This window comes from Pseudazoarcus sp. NS20 (assembly GCF_059703745.1).
The window spans coordinates 253,588-269,714 of sequence record NZ_BAAKIY010000001.1 but is presented as its reverse complement, the minus strand read 5'-3'; the positions used below and the strand labels follow the sequence as shown (position 1 = coordinate 269,714).

Here is a 16,127-nt window from a genome sequence, read left to right as displayed (position 1 = left end):
ATAGTCATTCTCCTGTACGCCGATGATACGACCGCGCTTCAAACGTAACGAACGCATTCACGAGATCGCGCTGCGCTCCGACTGGACGTTCTCCGCCAAGCTCGCATTGGCCGGCTTCGTGCTGCTCGTGTGGCTCATTCCGATGCTGCTTGTCGGCAAGCCCGAACTCGAAGCCCTGGCGCGCACCACGCATTTCCTGGGCTGGGTGTTCACGGTCGGCTTTCTGGGAATCGGCGTGTATCGCTTCTTCGTGCAGCGTCGCGAGGCGCGTAATCCGAAGGTGTCTGACGATGATTCCGAGGGCGGCGCAGCATGAGCACCAGCGAGGATATCGACCTGGATGAGCCTTCCATGCGCAACCTGGCCTGCCGCTTCCCGCGGGCCGGTCGCGTCGAAGCCATCCTGCTGCGGCCGGCACGCATGGCGCCAGTGCAATCGGTGACCGAAGCGCTGGCGCTGGCTGAACGTGGCCTGGATGGTGACCGCGCCTCCTTTGCCGCGCCGAGCCGGCCGGGGGGCAGCAAGCGGCAGGTATCGCTGATTCAGGCCGAGCACCTGCCAGTGATCGCCGCACTCGCCGGGCGCGAATCGGTGCAGGCGAGTGAGCTGCGCCGCAATCTCGTCATCTCAGGGCTCAATCTGCTCGCTGCCCGCAGCCTGTTCAAAGATCGGCCGCTGGTGCTGCAGTTGGGCGAGACGGTGCTCGAGATCACCGGTACCTGCGACCCTTGTTCGCGCATGGAAGAGACGCTTGGCCCCGGAGGTTTCAACGCCATGCGCGGGCATGGCGGGGTGAATGCCCGAGTGCTGCAGGGTGGGCGAATCCGCGTGGGGGACGAAGTGCGCTGTGTCGTGCAGGCGCCGGTGGCGCAGCAATCGCTTTTCTGAGCGCGGGTTTCAACGGGGTCGAGCAAAGCGCTCATGGGCCTATGCGGGCTCACAGCTGGAGCGGGAAGATTCACGCTGGCGCCGTCATCGTCGGTGCCTTTTGCCTCAGATCGAACGCGGTCCACCGTATGCGCGCTTACCCGGAACGGTTAAGATTGCGGCCGCGCGTGGCCTACGTTGTCGTTGCTGCCGCACGCGCCTTCACCCTGAGCACCGTCCGGTGTCGGGAAAGCCTGTTGGGCGCATCCGGCGCCCGTTATCGATCGAGAGGATGTAGATGCGCAAGGGCCTATCCGCTGCGTTGTTTTCCGCGTGCCTGTTGTTCAGTGCGGGCAGTCATGCCGAGGAGCTGAGCGCACAGAAGCGCGCCGACATCGAGCGACTTCTGCACGTATCAGGGGCGATGGCGATCGGCCAGCAGATGGGCGGTGCCATCATCGTGGAGATGACCAAGGTCTTGCGCCAGGCTCGGCCGGACATCCCGCAGCATGTGCTCGACACGCTGGTGGAGGAGGTCAATGCGGTGATGGCCGAGAGGCTGCCGGGCATGGCGACGTTGATGGTTCCGGTGTACCACCGCAATTTCAGTGCGGCCGAGATCAAGGAATTGCTGCGCTTCTACGGCACGGAAATTGGTCAGAAGGCCGTTCGCGTCATGCCGCAGCTGATGAATGAGAGCCTGGCCGCCGGTCAGCAATGGGGCAAGTCCGTGGCTCCCGAGGTGCAACGACGCGTCAGTGACAGGCTGGCGCGAGAGGGCTACCCGCTGCGTTGAATGCCATGCGAGCCGGCGATGTTCGGCTCTGGGCGTGCATTTGCCGCACTCGCGGCGCCCCCTAGCAAAATCCACAACTTGCCGCATGCACCAGCTTGGCGCAGCATGGGCCAAAAAAAGCGGTGCAAAGGGGGGAGAGCCTGTGGATGCGACAACCGTTTATGCCAAGACCGCGCTCGGTCAGGAAGAGATCGCGACGCGCGCCCGCAACGTATCGGCAAGGCTGCGCGCCATGTTGATCATGGTGGATGGGCGGCGCTCGGTGGGGGATTTGCTGGCGTTTCATCCGGCGCCGGATGAGGCGCGCGGATACCTTGAAAGCCTGGCCTCGGGTGGTCTGATTGCCGCCTTGGGGGATGCTGCGCCGTCCAGCGCCGCAGCGGCACCTGCCACCCTGCACAGCGAGCCTGCCGTGTCGCCTGCGGGGCAGTCGGTGGCAGACCTTGCAAGTGCCAAGCGTGCGGCGGTGCAGATGCTGGTCGATTTTCTCGGACCCGATGGCGACATGTTCTGCGAGCGTGTCGAGCGCGTGAAAGACCGCGAACAGTTCATCGAAGAGTGTCAGAAGCTGGCTTCGATGCTGGAAAGTGCGGTCGGCCGGGAGCGCGCCCAGCGCTTCCGCGACACGCTCGCGCCCCTGGTCGGCTGAGGCACGGCGGCTAGCCGCCACTCAAGGCCTGCACGATGACGACTTCGTCGTTGTCGCCCAGGGCACGCTGCAGATCGAATTCCGATACGCCATTCACGAAGATGCGCATGTGCGGCCGCGTGCGCATCTGCTCGTTCACCACGCGGAAGCGGATCCCCGGGTAGCGACGCTCGAGGTCGTCGAGCAGCGCGTTCAACGTTACCCCGTCGGCTTCCACCTTGGCCGCACCGGTGTAGGACTGCAACGGCGTCGGAATCAGCACGTTCATTCGCGCGTATCCACTTCGGCCGCTTCCAGCGCGTAGATTTCCGGCAGGTCGCGCGTGATGCACTGCCACTCGGCGCCTTCATTGCGGCTCATCCACAATTGCCCGCCGGTGGTGCCGAAATACAGTCCGACGCTGTCGTGCGTGTCGGCACACATGGCTTGCCGCTTCACCGTCCACCATGCCTGCCCGGTCGGCAGGCCGCTGTCGCAGCGTTGCCAGCTGGCACCGGCGTCACGTGTGGCATACACCGCCGGCTGCCCCGCCGGGCTGGTACGCGGCCATACGTCGCGGCCGTCCATCGGAAAGACCCAGGCGGTGTCGGCACCACGCGGGTGCACTACCATCGGAAAGCCGATGTCGCCCACATCGGCCGGCATGTTGCGTCCGATGCGCTGCCACCGCGACGCCGGGCGGTCGAGCCGGTAGATGCCACAGTGGTTCTGCTGATAGATGCGATCCGGGTTGCTTGGACACATGCGCAGGCAGTGCGGGTCGTGAAACGTGGGGTCGGCGGGGTCGAAACCCTCGACCACATCCAGGCCGTCGAGCAGCGGGGCAAAGCTCTTTCCACCGTCGGTGGATTCGTGCACGCCGCCGCCTGACATGGCGAAGTACAGGTGCTGCGGGTCGCGCGGATCGACGAGAATCGAATGCAGCTTGGGCCCGTCCGGTGTGCCGTCCTGCACCGTGCCCATCCAGCGCCGGTAGTCCCGGCTCTCGTTGATGACCGAAAACGGCGCCCAGGTGTCGCCGCCGTCTTCCGAGCGGAACAGCCCCTGCGGCGAGGTGCCGGCATACCAGGCGCCGGGCTCGTTGGCATGACAGGGCGTGAGCCAGAAGGTCTGGCTCACCGCACGTCCGCTGCCGTCGTTGGCAAGGGCAAAGGCGGGTGGGCGCTTTGCCTCGGTCCACGTGGCGCCCAGATCGGTTGAACGGAAGATGGTCGGGCCGAGGTGGCCGGTGCTGGCGGCGGCCAGCAGCGTGCGGCCGTCGCGCGGATCGAGCACCAGATGATTGATGATGTGGCCGAGAAAGTGCGGCTCGTCGGCGCGCCAGTGGCGCCGTTCGCGGTCGCCATGAAAGATCCAGGCCCCCTTGCGGGTGGCCACCAGCACGAGGGTGTTGCCTTGGCTTGTCGTCACGCTGCGCCCCTTTTTGTTCAGGGCGGGCCGGAATGACCCGTCTGTGCTCGCTAGTCGAACAGGCACGGCAGATTTCGACAGCGCAGCCGTTTGGTTCAGCGTAGTCCAGTGGCTGCACCTTACCCACCCAACGAAGATTTTCCGGGGTACGCACGTGCGAAGGGGGCGTTGCCGCCCCCTTCAAGATGCCAGATTCGCTCGTGCGTCAGGCGATTTCGGCTGTATCCAGCGCGATGTCCAGCGTCAGTTCGTTGCCGAGGCTGTCGAGCAATTCGCGCAGCGTGGCGTCCGGCAGGCTTTGCGGCACCACCAGCAAGGCGTGCACCTTGAAGACGTGCGGGTCGCTGCCTTCTCCGACGATCTCGGTGTCGAGGTTCTCGATGCTGATGCCGCGTTCGGCCAGCACGGTGGACAGACGGCGCACGATGCCGGGGCGGTCGGGGCCGGCGAGTTCGAGCTTCACGGCACGGCGGCCGGCCGGCACGGGGCGCGCGTCGCTGCGCGCGATGGTTACGCGCAGGCCGTCGGCTTCGAGCTTCTTCAATGTTTCAGTGACAGCGTCGGCGTCTTCCGGTGCGACCTGCAGGTGCACGATGCCGGCGAATTGACCGGCGACGTTGGTCATGTGGCTGTCCGCCCAGTTCACCGCCACCGACTGCGCGCAGTCGGAGATCTTGCGCACGATGCCGGGCTTGTCCGGGCCCACCACGGTGACCACCAGCGAGGTGGTGAGCGGGTGATCCTGCTCCACCAGTTTGACGGTGCGCTTGATCATCGGCGCACGCGTGGCAAAGCGCTCGTCCTGCGGCATGGCGGGCAGCGTGCCGTGTTCGGCCGCGTGCTGGACGACCTGGCGGATGAGCTTGAGGCCGAGCGGGGCGAGGGCGCGCTCCCACAGTTCGCGCGGGCCTTCGCCTTTTTGCACGAAGCACCAGTCCTGCGCGGCGATGGCGCCGGCGTCCCAGCCGTCGTCCAGGTGGTAGATCGAGCCGCCGGCGATCGGGTCGCCTTCGAGCAGCGTCCATTCCACGGCGGCGATGCCGCGGTGACGCGGCAGCAGCGACGGGTGATAGCCGAAGGCGCCGATGCGTGCGCGCGCCAGTGCTTCCTTGGTGACGAAGGCGTGGGTGTGGGCCGCGATGATCACATCGCAGTCTTCGTGCAGATCGCTGCCCGGCACGGTGCGCGGGCTGGCCAGGATCGACAGCGGAATGCCGGCCTCGGTGGCCGCGATGGCAAGCCGATCATCGGTGGCCGGGGCCACCACGCGCACGACTTGCATGCCGTCTTCGAGCAGGTTGGCCAGCACGGCGGCGCCGAAATAACGCGAGCCGATCACGGTGCACTTCATGAGTTTCTCCTCTTTGCCTTTGGATGCCGCAGCGTGGTGCAGAAGGTTCCGCTGCGATGGGCGCGCATGTGAAAATGGCGCCGAATCGAGTGGGCCGATGTTACCGCGTTCGGGCGGTGAGTTCGTCGCGGTTTTTGCGGAGAAGCATATGGTGCAAAAGTGGTTTCTGGCGTGTCTGGCGGCATGGTCGTGCGGGGCGGCTGCTGCCCAGTGGGAGGAACACACGGGCATCGCTGCCTTGTTCTCCGATGCCGGTGTGCGGGGCACCTTTGTGGCCTACGAAGTCAAGGCGGATAGGCTGATCGGGCATGACGAGGCGCGCGCCAAAGTCCGTTACGTGCCGGCCTCCACCTTCAAGATCGCCAATGCGCTGATCGGGCTCACGCGCGGTGCCGTGCGCGATGTCGATGAAGTGCTGCCCTACGGCGGCAAACCGCAGCGCTTTCCCGCGTGGGAGAAAGACCTGAGCCTGCGCGAAGGCTTTCCGGTGTCGAGTGTTCCGGTGTATCAGGAACTGGCGCGCCGCATCGGGCTGGAAGCCATGCGCAACGAGGTGGCCCGGCTGGAATACGGCAATGCCGAGATCGGCTCGGTGATCGATCGCTTCTGGCTGGATGGCCCGCTGCAGATCAGCGCACTGGAGCAGACGCGGTTTCTTGCGCGTCTGGCGAAAGGGCAATTGCCCGTCTCGCCCGCCGCGCAACGCAGCGTGCGGGAAATCGCGCGCATCGAGCAAGGTCCGGGCTGGGCGTTGTACGGCAAGACCGGCTGGAGCGACCCCGGCGGTGTCGGCATTGGCTGGTGGGTGGGCTGGATCCGCAAGCACGATGACGTCTATGCCTTTGCCCTCAACATGGACATGCAGTCCATCGCGGATGCACCCAAACGCATCGAGATCGGGCGGGCTGCCTTGCAACAACTCGGCATGTTGCCGTCGGTGTCGGCCCAGGCCGTCGCGCCGTGACGCACATCAGCCCAAGCGGTGAGGCGTCGGTGATGCAACACGCTGCGCGAAAAAAGGTCATGGCAACGCTGCTGGTGGGCGGCCTGCTGCTTCTTGCGCTGCCTGCGCTCGCCCAACCTGCGCCGTGGCACAAGTGGCGCAGCAAGAACAACGGTGTTGAAGTGTGTGCCCAGACGCGCCCCGGGCCGGGCTGGGTGCATGCCCGAGGGCCGTACCGCGACCTCAACTGCACTCAGCCGGGCAGGCCCGGCGACCCGGTCAGCCGCCCCGAACCGCGCCCGGCGAATTAACGCGCTGCGGCGCCGAACACCTTTTTCAGCAGGTCGGTGCTACGTGCCACGGGGTTTTGGCGGATGGCGCGCTCTTCATCTGCGAGCTTCACGAACAAGCCTTCCAGCGTCTTGCTGGTGACGTAGCTGTCCAGGTCGGCCGAACTGCCGAGCAGCCCGGCGGCCGGCCCGGCGCGGCTCACCATGCTCTTGTAGGCATTGGTCACACCGGCGCGTGCCGTGGCGTTTTGCACGATGGGTTGCAGGGCGGCGGAGAGTTTGCTCCAGGTCTTCTCACGAAAGTATTGGGTGGCGGCGTCGTCCGGGCCGCTGAGCAGCTTTTGCGCGTCGGCGATGCTCATGGCGCGAATGGCGTCGCCAACGATGGCCGCGCCCTGCGGCACGGCCGCTTCGGCTGCGCCATTTACCGTGGTGATGAATTCATCCACGGATTTGCCTTGGCCGAGCATGCGCAGCGTCTTCTCGGCGTGTTGCAAGGTCGGAGGCAAGGGGATGCGCACGGCCGGGTCGTTCAGATAGCCGCCCGGGCGTGCCAGGCCCTTGATGGCGCGCTCCGTGCCCACCGCCAGCGCCTCCTTCAGGCCGCTGGTCATTTCTGCTTCGCTCAGGCCAGCCGTCCTCGCGCTTTGCGCACCCGCGGGCGACTGGATGATGCTCTTCAGCTTGCCGCCCCAGTCGGTGGCATGTGCACTGCCCGCCAGGAGGCTCAGCGCGGCTGCCAGACAAAACAGGTTTCGGGTGTTCAAGGCTTTCTCCGCAGCGGGGTCATTGGGATTTGCGCGCACGCCAGATCGAAGCATCGATCTGGTCGGCCAGTTCGGGGTAGTCGTCGGCATTGAACTCCGGACGGCGTCCCGCGGCCTTCTGGGCAAAGTAATCGCGTGTGAGCTTGGCCACCAGCTTGGACAGCAGCACGATGGCGATGAGGTTGATGGTGGCCATCAGCCCCATCGCCGCGTCGGCGGCGTTGAACACCGTGGTGACGGCCTCCCAGGCGCCCCACAGCACCATGGCCAGCACCCCGCAGCGCAGCGCGGTGATGCCCGCCAGGTTGTCGAGCTTCAGGTAGGCGAGGGCGTTTTCTGCGTAGGAGTAGTTGCCGATGATCGACGTAAAGGCAAAGAAGAAGATGGCGATGGCGATGAAGTAGCGCCCGAAGACGCCGATTTGCGATTCCACGGCGGCCTGCGTCAACGCGATGCCGGTGAGTTCGCTGCCCGGAGTGAATACCCCCGACAGCAGGATTACCACCGCCGTGGCGGTGCAGATCAGCAGCGTATCGATGAACACGCCCAGGGCCTGCACGAAACCTTGTGATGACGGGTGGTGCGGTTGAGGCGTGGCGACCGCGGCGATGTTGGGCGCCGAGCCCATGCCGGCCTCGTTGGAGAAGAGCCCGCGCTTGATGCCGTTGAGCATGGCGCCGGCCACCCCGCCGAAAGCCTGTTCGAAGCCGAAGGCGCTTTTTATGATCAGTGCCAATGCAGCCGGCACCTCGGAAATGTGCATGACGAGAATGACCAGCGCCATCAGCAGATACAGCGCCGCCATGATCGGCACGACCACCTGTGCCACGCGGGCGATCTTGCGGATGCCGCCGAAAATCACGATGCCGGCGAGCACGGCCACGACGACGCCGACCCCGAGCTTGGGCACGCCGAAGGCGCCCTCCATGGCATCTGCGATGGAGTTGGCCTGAACGGCGTTGAACACCAGGCCGAACGCCAGAATCAGGCACAGCGAAAACAGTGCCGCCAGCCATGGCGCCTTCAGCCCCTTCGAAATGTAGAACGCCGGGCCGCCGCGATACAGGCCGTCGGCACTGTGACCGCGCACCTTGTAGAGCTGCGCCAGCGTGCTTTCGGCGTAGGCGGTAGCCATGCCGAGCACCGCCACCACCCACATCCAGAAGATTGCGCCGGGCCCGCCGAGAGCGATCGCCACAGCCACGCCGGCGAGGTTGCCGGTGCCCACGCGAGAGGCCAGGCTGGTGCACAGCGCCTGAAACGGGGTGATGCCGCCAGCATCGTGCTCACGTGAATGGGTGATGGATCGCAGGATTTCCGAGAAATGCCGGATCTGCAGAAAACCCAGGCGAAACGTGAAGAACACACCCACGGCGAGCAGGCCGTAGATGAGCACGTAGCCCCAGAAGATATCGTTGAGGAAGTCGATGATGGCGGTCATGCCGGCGCTCCGTTATACGGTCTTCATTGCGCAAGCATAACGCCATTGCGCTCCGGCTCAGTCCAGCACGTTGAGGCGACTGGCGTCGATGGGCGGCATGGGCAGGCCTACGAGGTGGGTCCATTCGCTCAGCGCGACCATCGATTCTGACAGCACCTCCTGCGTGTCGCTGGCGTTCAACCCGAGAATCGCGGCACGCAGATGCGCCATCGCGACGTGGTCGGCCACGCTGGCCGGGTCGAGCACGTGGCTGCTCAGACTGCGCGCCAGACGCAGGGCGCAGGTGAGCACATACGGCGTGGAGCCTGGAGCGAAGCCACCGCCCTCCGGGTCGTGTTGCCAGTAAACGATGTCGGCGGTGGAGGTTGGCAACTGCCAGTCCACCAGTAGCACGGCAGTGAGTTCGTGATGATCGAAGCCAAAGACTTCGCGTTCGAGCGCCTCGATGTCGGAGCGAGCGGCTCGTGCGAAGGCAAGCAGTCGCGCGTACTCGTCGGGCTCGGCGGTGGCGAAAGCCAGCATGCCGATGTTGGAGAGCAGCCCGAGCGAGAAGGTGTCGTCCGCGGACTGGTTGTGGGCCGCCAGCGCAAAGGCTTCGGTGAGGATGCCGGTGTGCAGCGAGCTGACCCAGAAGTGGTGATAGTTGAAGCCCTCGCAGCGCAGCCGCGCCGATTGCGAGAGTAGTGACAGCACCAGCGCATGACTGCGCACGGCATTGAGCCCCAGCCGCTGCACGGCGGTCTGCACGTTGGCGGTGCCGCGCATGGCGTGAAAGCGCGCCGACGAGGCGGCGCGTAACACGAAGCCCGCCAGGGCGGGATCGGTCTTGACAATGTTCACGATGTCTTCGAGAGACGATTCCGGCCTGCGCGCCAGTTCCACGATTTGCAGGGCCGTGCCTTGCGGGCTCGGCAGCGCATCGGCCGCTACCAGAAAGCTGCGGATGTCGCGAACGACTTCGTGCTGCGGGCGGGTGTGTGCAACGGGGGTCATGGTGCGTTGCCTTCAGCGGGTTGGTAGTGGTCAAGTACGTCGGCGACCAGGCGGTCCATCAGCGGCTCGTCGTCGATCAACAGGGCCTCGCCGGATTCGAACTTGCGCGCCAGTTCGCCACGCGTCAGCGCCAGCCCACGAACGCCCTGCCGATTGGCAAACAGGAACATCGTGCCGGCCGGGCTGATCCAGGTCAGGCGCACGACGTGCGGGGGCCCCGCTTCCAACTGCATTTCGATCCAATCGCCGCGTTTGAGCTGGTCCAGCCCGTCATCGGGCAGGAGCTCGGGCGCCGAAGGCGCGGCTGCGCCTGCGGGGGCAGCCGGGTCGGATGCGTGCTGCATGCCGCTCTTGACCGCCTGTGCATGCAGTTTGACCAGCTCGGAGAAGAATCGATGACGCTCGGCGTCGCGCATGCCGACGGATTCCAGGCCGCGCTTGAGGTGCTCGATGAGGCTGGGCAGCAAACGCACCAGCCGCTGACGTTCCTTGGCCGTGGTCTTGGGCTGGATGCTCCAGACCAGCTCTTCCATGGCGGCATGTGCCCGAATCCAGGCGTCGCCGTTTTCCCCGCCATCGCGTGCGGCATTGGCCAGCACGCTTGCCCAGTGCGTGCCGAGCAGGCTGCGGATGACTGCGGGCAGCGATTCATCGGCCAGATGCGGTGCGACCGCGCCAGCACCCACGCTGCGCGCGATTTCGCTGATCTCGCGTTCGGTGAGCTGATCGGTGAGTGCCCTGGCGCGCTCGTCGGCCAGGCGCTCCTGCTCGTTCAGGAATGCGTCGAGTGCGGCGAGGCTGGTCTCGAAGGCCTGGCTGTCGGTGACGCCGGAGTCCTGGATATGCTCCACCAGCGGTTCAGCAAGCAGATACAGGCTTGATTCGGTGTCGAATGCCCCGTCCCAGGTCGATGAGGCCTGCGCCAGGGTGTTGATGAGGCGCCGTGCCGGGTGCTTGCGTTCGGAAAAGAAGGCGTGATCGGCCAGCGCCAGCTTGAGCACGGGCAGTTGCAAGCGCCCGATCAAGCCTTTCATGAGCGGCGGCACGCGATCGTCGTCAAAGATGAAATCGAACAGGGTTGCCACGATGTCGATTATCGCGCCGTCCAGCTTGGCCACCTGTCGATTCACACCGGCATCGAGCAGTGCCCGGATGATGTTCATCGTCTCGTCGGTGTGCGCTTCGATGTTGAAGGACTGCCCGCGCAGATTGAAATCGCGCTGCCCGTGTTGCAGGCGCGTCAGCGCGTCGATGACTTCGTCGTTGGCGGCATGCGCGCGCGGCGCGGCGACGGCCGGCGCGATTTCGTCGCTCACCAGGCGGCGCAACAGCGAGGCGGCCTCGGAGGTCGGGCGCGCCAGCGCGTGCTTGCCGGAGTCGGGGTGGCGCGGGCTCTGGCGCGCGCGAGGCAGCACCTTGCGCTCGATCAGATAAGTGTTGATGGCGCGGTAGGCTGCGGGCAGGGCCGTGGCGATGCGCTCGGCCACGATGCCCAGCAGTGCCTGCCGCGCGGCCAGCCCGCAGTCGATGGACCAGCAGGCCTCCTTGAGCGCCTCGGCCACCCGTTCGGGGGCGATCGGGTTGAATGCCGGCGTGGGCTCGCCCTCGGAGCCGAGCAGGGCGTCGATGCGCGGCATCAGCTCTCGCAACTCGGTTTCGCAGGCGTTGTGCAATTGGCGAGCAAGGTTGTCGATCAGCAGCGATTCCGAGAACACCACGTCGTCGACCAGCGAGAGCACCACATCCGCAAAATGCTGCGCGCGGTGCGTGCGGCTGACTTCCGGGGGCAGCGCCGTGTGGCTGGTCAAACGGTCGAGCGCGCGCGTGAATTCGTGCGGCAGCGTGTCACTGGAATGGACCAGGGCACGCAGCACTTCACGCAGGGTTTCGGATTCCGAGGCGTCGTAGGTCGTGCGCCAGCGTGAATCGATCTCGACTACCAGCGTGGCATGCGCAGCGTGCATGGCGCGCGCGCAATGCTGACGCAGAAGCCGGCTGCACTCGGCCAGCGCGCCGGCATGTGGCGTGTTGCGGGGGGCGTGCGGCGGAGGTGTCGTCACATTCGAGGCGATGCTCACGATGGGCTCCACAAATCTGATTCACGGTTGCAGTGAGCGCCCGTGTGGAAATGGTACAAGCCGAAAGGCCCGCTGATGCACGCCTCCGGTCGGCCCGACGGGCGGATGAGGAGCAAGCGCGAGGGGCGGCTTGAGTCTAGGCGCTGATCATCCCGCATTTCGTAATACGGCTTTTTAATCAAGAGTTTCCGGATGTGTCGGTGGCTCGTGCAGGGCCGTTGCGCCGTCGCGTGACGTGGCCGCGGCGAGTGCTGCCAGCAGCACGGCAAGAGCGTGCGCACCGCGATGAGGCGATTACGCCCTATGGCTGTGCGCTATGCACCGATGTGAGGCGCTCTGTATTCCTTTTGCACTTCTTTGATGCGCGTTTTGTGTCAAATGCACCGTCATCGCGCGCAAGTGATTGATCCATATGGGGGCGAATCGCTGGCACGCGAAGTGCTAATTGCTCGCCACCCCACTGAACTCATTGGAGTTTCCTCATGGAACAGTTCCAGACATCGGCCGACGTACTGTTTGTGCTGCTGGGCGCCATCATGGTGCTTGCCATGCACGCAGGCTTCGCCTTCCTCGAAGTCGGCACCGTGCGCAAGAAGAATCAAGTGAATGCGCTGGTGAAGATCCTCGTCGACTTCTGCGTATCGGCCATTGCGTACTTCTTCGTCGGTTATGCCGTGTCGTACGGCATCGACTTCTTTGCCAGTGCCGAGGCGTTGACCGACAAGAGCGGTTACGACCTCGTGAAGTTCTTCTTTCTGCTGACCTTCGCGGCGGCGATTCCCGCCATCGTGTCCGGCGGTATTGCCGAACGCGCGCGTTTTTATCCTCAGTTGGCCGCTACTGCGCTGCTGGTGGGGCTGGTCTATCCGTTGTTCGAAGGCACCGTCTGGAACGGCAATTTCGGCTTCCAGGCGTGGCTCGAAGCGACATTCGGCGCGAGTTTCCATGACTTTGCCGGCAGTGTCGTGGTGCACGCCGTGGGTGGCTGGATCGCGCTGGCGGCGGTGCTGTTGCTGGGCGCGCGTCATGGCCGCTACAACAAGACCGGCGGCATCGCGGCGCATCCGCCTTCCAGCATTCCGTTTCTGGCGCTGGGCGCGTGGATCCTCACGGTGGGTTGGTTCGGCTTCAACGTCATGAGCGCGCAGACGGTCGAAGGCATCAGCGGTCTGGTGGCGGTGAACTCGGTGATGGCCATGGTAGGCGGCACGCTGGCGGCATTGCTGGCGGGCCGCAACGACCCGGGCTTCGTACACAACGGCCCGCTGGCCGGTCTGGTGGCGATTTGCGCGGGTTCGGACATCGTGCACCCGATTGGTGCATTGGTCATCGGTCTGGTCGCCGGCTTCCTTTTCGTGAAGCTTTTTACACTGACGCAGAACCGCTGGAAGATCGACGACGTACTCGGTGTGTGGCCGCTGCACGGCCTGTGTGGTGCCTGGGGCGGCATCGCTGCCGGCATCTTCGGCAGTCAGGCGCTGGGTGGTCTTGGAGGCGTAAGCTTCATGTCACAACTCATCGGCTCGCTGGCCGGTATCGCGTTCGCGTTCGGTGGCGGTCTGCTGGTGTACGGCATGATCAAGGCCGTGGTGGGGTTGCGCTTGAGTCAGGAAGAGGAATTCCACGGCGCGGATCTGTCGATCCACAAGGTGTCGGCCACGCCGGAGCGCGAAACCAGTTTCTGAGGCATCCGCTTGAATGCTTGCAACGGCCGTGGAGCTTGCTCTGCGGCCGTTTTCCTTTTTTACCCGGGCGAGCGTTGCACCGTGCGCAGGTCAGGCGGACTACCTGTCTTCGACATCCTCGTAGCACTCGGGCGTGAAGCGCGGCGTGCATATCGCCAGCAGCACCAGATCTTCGCCGGCGAGGTTGGTGATGCGTTGCGGTACGCCAGGCGGTATGAAGACAACGCTGCCGGCGGTCACGATTTCGCTCAGGCGCGCGTCCCCCGTGCCCAGTTCGACGCGGCCGCTACCGGACAGGATGACGTAGCGCTCGGTCACTTCGTGCAAGCGGTGCCAGCGCGTGCTCACGCCCGGTGCCACACGCGCTCGCGCCACCGATGTGGCGGGGTCGTCGGGCACGTTCCACCATTCGGCGATGTGGCAGCCCTCGCGAAAGAAGTATTCGCTGCCGTCGTCGTGCCGGATGCGCGCGGTCATCAGAAGCTCGAGCCCGGTTGCAGCAAGAAGGCTTCTTCCTCCGCTGAGCTGCTGCGGCCGAGAATGCGGTTGCGATGCGGGTAACGCCCGAAGCGGTCGATGATGTCCTTGTGGGCGTGCGCGAACTTGAGGTTGTCTTCCAAGCCCGGCTGGTCGAAGAGTTGCACTGCGATGGCTTGCATCTCGGCCGATTCGCTGTGCATGTAGGGCATGTACAGGAAGGCCTTTTCGGGGCCGTGCAGGTCACGGTCAGCGCCGCAGCGCACGGCCTCTTGAGCCAGCACCAGTGCCATGGCATCGGCGGCAAAGGCTTCCGGCGTGTCGCGGTGGATCTGCCGCGAGAATTGGTCGAGCACGATGATTTCGGCAAGTCGTCCTCGCGGGGTGTCGCGCCACGCGAACAGCTCACCTCGTCGGGCAGCCTCCAGTGTGGCGCCGAAGCGTTGTTCGAGCTGCCGGTCCAGATGCTCGCTCTTGCGCCACCAATCGCGTGGTTCGAGTTGTTGAAACCAGTAATCGAGAATATCGTCTGAAGAAGTCATGGTCGGATACATCCTTGTGGGGTGACAGTCTGACTGTGAACGCGTATTTTTTGGTTCCGCACATGCACAAGGAGACCCACATGGCGACTCGCGAAATCACTGCCGAGAATTTCAACGACATCGTTGGGGCCGGTGGCATCGTGCTGCTCGACTTCTGGGCCGAGTGGTGTGGCCCTTGCCGCAGCTTCGCGCCGACCTTCGAAGCCAGCTCGGAGCAACACCCCGACGTAGTATTCGGCAAGATCGATACCGAAGCCCAGCGTGAGCTTGCGGCGGCCTTCCAGGTGCGCTCGATTCCCACCATTGCGGCCATTCGCGATGGCGTCATGGTATTCCGTCAATCGGGGGCGCTGCCGGCCAGCGCGCTCGACCGTGTCATCGCCGGCGTGCGCGAACTCGACATGGACAAGGTGCGCGCTGAAGTGGAAGCCGAGAAGCAAGGCTGATCCCCACCGGGGCCGCGCCCTGAACGCCGCTCCACCCAAATCCTCTGACCGCCCGTTCGCTTGCGACGGGCGGTTTGCTTTTGCCGGTCGGGTTCGTGCATGGCCGACCCCTTTCGGTTTGTCGAAAAGTGCCGCTTTCGTACGTAGAACTACCAACTCCGGGTCGCGCTTGTCGTATGCTTCGCCAACGCTTTTCGATCCCTTTTTCGCGAGTGGAAGAGCGTGTTTCAGGCCGCTGTCTGCCGCGTGAAAGCGCTGCCTCGGCCGGGCCACAAAAGCACATCGGAGACCGTGGATGAAGACTGCAGCGAGCCTGCGCAGCCTGTGGGCGTCAGCGTTGCTGGTGGCGGGTGCGGCTTGCGCGCAAGGCGAAGGTTACGGCGCGCCGCAGATCGAAGCCACGGTGCTTGCCCGCAGCACGCAAAGCTGGGATGGCAGCGATCTGCCGAACTACCCGCGCGCCCGGCCGGAGATCAGCATCCTGCGCATCCGTATTCCGCCGGGGGCGGCCCTGCCGCTGCACAAACATCCCGTGATCAACGCCGGCGTGTTGCTGCAAGGCCAGCTCACCGTGATCTCCGAAGCGGGGGCAGTACTGGAAATGAAGGAGGGCGATACCATCATCGAACTCGTGGATAAATGGCATTACGGGCGCAACGACGGCGACACGACCGCCGAAATCGTCGTCTTCTATGCCGGCATCGGCGGGCTACCCCTCGCCGAGCGAAAGTAGAACGCAGCAGGCCGGCCGCGCCCCTGGCGTGGCCGCGACAAAAACCAAAGATCTGGAAGTGGAAACATGCAAAGACGTACCTTCATCGCCACGGCGGCTGCAGGCCTTGTCGTGGCGCCATTTGTCACGCCCGCGGCAACGGCTTCGACGCGCTCCGGTCAGGTGCTGCTGACGGTCAGCGGGGCATTCTCCGGCGGCAACCGTGGCCCGCGCACGGAGCTGGATCAACTCATGGTCAAACACGGCATCGAGTTCAGCCAGGCCCACAGCTTCGACTTTGCGTCGCTGGCGGTGTTGCCGGCGGTGACCATCGAGCCCATTGTCGAGTACGACGGCAAGCCGCACCGCGTCACCGGCCCCCTGCTGACCACCGTGCTCAAGGCGGCCGGCGTGGGTGTGCACGACGCCGAGCTGGTGTTGCGTGCCATCGATGGCTATGGCGCCCAGATCACGCTGGAAGAGGCGCGCCAGCAGCGTTTCATCATCGCTACACACCTTGATGGTGTGCCGCTGGCGATGGGCGGAGTGGGGCCGTTGTGGGCGGTGTACGACCCCGCCGGCGTGCCGGGCATGATGGATAAGTCGCTCGCCGAACGCTTTGCCCAATGCCCTTGGGGGCTGTATCACATCGACGTGGCGCTGGCCAAGGTGTGAGCCCT

The 16,127-nt window shown here is 65.0% G+C and carries 19 protein-coding genes; 10 read left to right on the top strand and 9 right to left on the bottom strand.

Annotated features, from left to right (window positions below; genetic code table 11):
- The first annotated feature begins 22 nt into the window (after window positions 1-22).
- The 4 genes from AC6H0W_RS01325 (at window position 23) to AC6H0W_RS01310 (ending at window position 2,312) form a co-directional block, all read left to right on the top strand.
- Window positions 23-316, top strand: a complete 294-nt coding sequence (locus AC6H0W_RS01325; protein ID WP_497575305.1) for a hypothetical protein — start codon at window positions 23-25, stop codon at window positions 314-316.
- On the top strand, window positions 313-888 hold the full coding sequence (locus tag AC6H0W_RS01320; protein ID WP_497575304.1) for an MOSC domain-containing protein: 576 nt from the start codon (window positions 313-315) through the stop codon (window positions 886-888). The genes AC6H0W_RS01325 and AC6H0W_RS01320 overlap by 4 nt, the downstream gene beginning before the upstream one ends.
- Window positions 889-1,165: 277 nt before the next feature.
- Window positions 1,166-1,663: a DUF2059 domain-containing protein gene (locus AC6H0W_RS01315; protein ID WP_497575303.1), complete on the top strand. Its 498-nt coding sequence runs from the start codon at window positions 1,166-1,168 to the stop codon at window positions 1,661-1,663.
- Window positions 1,664-1,805: 142 nt separating this feature from the next.
- Entirely contained in the window at window positions 1,806-2,312 is a 507-nt protein-coding gene (locus AC6H0W_RS01310; protein WP_497575302.1) for a hypothetical protein, read from the top strand.
- A gap of 10 nt (window positions 2,313-2,322) precedes the next feature.
- Here AC6H0W_RS01310 and AC6H0W_RS01305 read toward each other — a convergent pair whose 3' ends face one another.
- The 3 genes from AC6H0W_RS01305 to AC6H0W_RS01295 form a co-directional block, all read right to left on the bottom strand.
- On the bottom strand, window positions 2,323-2,580 hold the full coding sequence (locus tag AC6H0W_RS01305; RefSeq protein WP_497575301.1) for a MoaD/ThiS family protein: 258 nt from the start codon (window positions 2,578-2,580) through the stop codon (window positions 2,323-2,325).
- A complete protein-coding gene (locus AC6H0W_RS01300) occupies window positions 2,577-3,722 on the bottom strand; it encodes a WD40/YVTN/BNR-like repeat-containing protein (protein WP_497575300.1) in 1,146 nt (381 codons plus the stop codon). Before AC6H0W_RS01300 ends, AC6H0W_RS01305 begins: the two co-directional genes overlap by 4 nt.
- A 205-nt stretch (window positions 3,723-3,927) precedes the next feature.
- Entirely contained in the window at window positions 3,928-5,073 is a 1,146-nt protein-coding gene (locus tag AC6H0W_RS01295) for a formyltransferase family protein (protein WP_497575299.1), read from the bottom strand.
- A 151-nt stretch (window positions 5,074-5,224) separates the two neighbouring features.
- On the opposite strand from AC6H0W_RS01295, the gene blaOXA reads away from it, so the two are divergent.
- Both blaOXA and AC6H0W_RS01285 read left to right on the top strand, forming a co-directional pair.
- On the top strand, window positions 5,225-6,037 hold the full coding sequence (gene blaOXA, locus AC6H0W_RS01290; RefSeq protein WP_497576176.1) for a class D beta-lactamase: 813 nt from the start codon (window positions 5,225-5,227) through the stop codon (window positions 6,035-6,037).
- A 59-nt stretch (window positions 6,038-6,096) separates the two neighbouring features.
- Complete coding sequence (locus AC6H0W_RS01285; protein ID WP_497575298.1) at window positions 6,097-6,327, top strand: hypothetical protein; 231 nt, start codon at window positions 6,097-6,099, stop codon at window positions 6,325-6,327.
- Here AC6H0W_RS01285 and AC6H0W_RS01280 read toward each other — a convergent pair.
- Genes AC6H0W_RS01280 through AC6H0W_RS01265 form a run of 4 tightly spaced genes read right to left on the bottom strand, consistent with a single transcriptional unit; the run spans window position 6,324 to window position 11,585 of the window.
- Entirely contained in the window at window positions 6,324-7,073 is a 750-nt protein-coding gene (locus tag AC6H0W_RS01280; RefSeq protein ID WP_497575297.1) for a DUF4197 domain-containing protein, read from the bottom strand. The two genes, AC6H0W_RS01285 and AC6H0W_RS01280, sit on opposite strands and share 4 nt — an antisense overlap.
- A gap of 19 nt (window positions 7,074-7,092) precedes the next feature.
- Window positions 7,093-8,514: an alanine/glycine:cation symporter family protein gene (locus AC6H0W_RS01275; protein WP_497575296.1), complete on the bottom strand. Its 1,422-nt coding sequence runs from the start codon at window positions 8,512-8,514 to the stop codon at window positions 7,093-7,095.
- Window positions 8,515-8,571: 57 nt separating this feature from the next.
- On the bottom strand, window positions 8,572-9,507 hold the full coding sequence (locus AC6H0W_RS01270) for an HDOD domain-containing protein (protein WP_497575295.1): 936 nt from the start codon (window positions 9,505-9,507) through the stop codon (window positions 8,572-8,574).
- Window positions 9,504-11,585, bottom strand: coding sequence for a DUF1631 family protein (locus AC6H0W_RS01265; RefSeq protein WP_497575294.1), 2,082 nt, complete (start codon window positions 11,583-11,585; stop codon window positions 9,504-9,506). Before AC6H0W_RS01265 ends, AC6H0W_RS01270 begins: the two co-directional genes overlap by 4 nt.
- 482 nt (window positions 11,586-12,067) lie before the next feature.
- Here AC6H0W_RS01265 and AC6H0W_RS01260 point away from each other — a divergent pair, with 482 nt between their 5' ends.
- On the top strand, window positions 12,068-13,270 hold the full coding sequence (locus tag AC6H0W_RS01260) for an ammonium transporter (RefSeq protein ID WP_497575293.1): 1,203 nt from the start codon (window positions 12,068-12,070) through the stop codon (window positions 13,268-13,270).
- Window positions 13,271-13,369: 99 nt separating this feature from the next.
- On the opposite strand, the gene AC6H0W_RS01255 is transcribed toward AC6H0W_RS01260, so the two are convergent.
- Window positions 13,370-13,747, bottom strand: a complete 378-nt coding sequence (locus AC6H0W_RS01255) for a cupin domain-containing protein (protein WP_497575292.1) — start codon at window positions 13,745-13,747, stop codon at window positions 13,370-13,372.
- Window positions 13,747-14,289, bottom strand: coding sequence for a DUF924 family protein (locus AC6H0W_RS01250; RefSeq protein WP_497575291.1), 543 nt, complete (start codon window positions 14,287-14,289; stop codon window positions 13,747-13,749). Before AC6H0W_RS01250 ends, AC6H0W_RS01255 begins: the two co-directional genes overlap by 1 nt.
- An 80-nt stretch (window positions 14,290-14,369) precedes the next feature.
- On the opposite strand from AC6H0W_RS01250, the gene trxA reads away from it, so the two are divergent.
- The 3 genes from trxA to AC6H0W_RS01235 all read left to right on the top strand — a co-directional run bounded on the left by trxA (window position 14,370) and on the right by AC6H0W_RS01235 (window position 16,122).
- Window positions 14,370-14,735: a thioredoxin gene (gene trxA / locus AC6H0W_RS01245; RefSeq protein ID WP_497575290.1), complete on the top strand. Its 366-nt coding sequence runs from the start codon at window positions 14,370-14,372 to the stop codon at window positions 14,733-14,735.
- A 295-nt stretch (window positions 14,736-15,030) separates the two neighbouring features.
- The gene (locus AC6H0W_RS01240; protein WP_497575289.1) at window positions 15,031-15,468 is read left to right on the top strand and encodes a cupin domain-containing protein; all 438 of its coding nucleotides are present in this window, start codon (window positions 15,031-15,033) and stop codon (window positions 15,466-15,468) included.
- Window positions 15,469-15,534: 66 nt separating this feature from the next.
- A complete protein-coding gene (locus AC6H0W_RS01235; protein WP_497575288.1) occupies window positions 15,535-16,122 on the top strand; it encodes a putative pterin-binding protein in 588 nt (195 codons plus the stop codon).
- Window positions 16,123-16,127 lie beyond the last annotated feature (5 nt).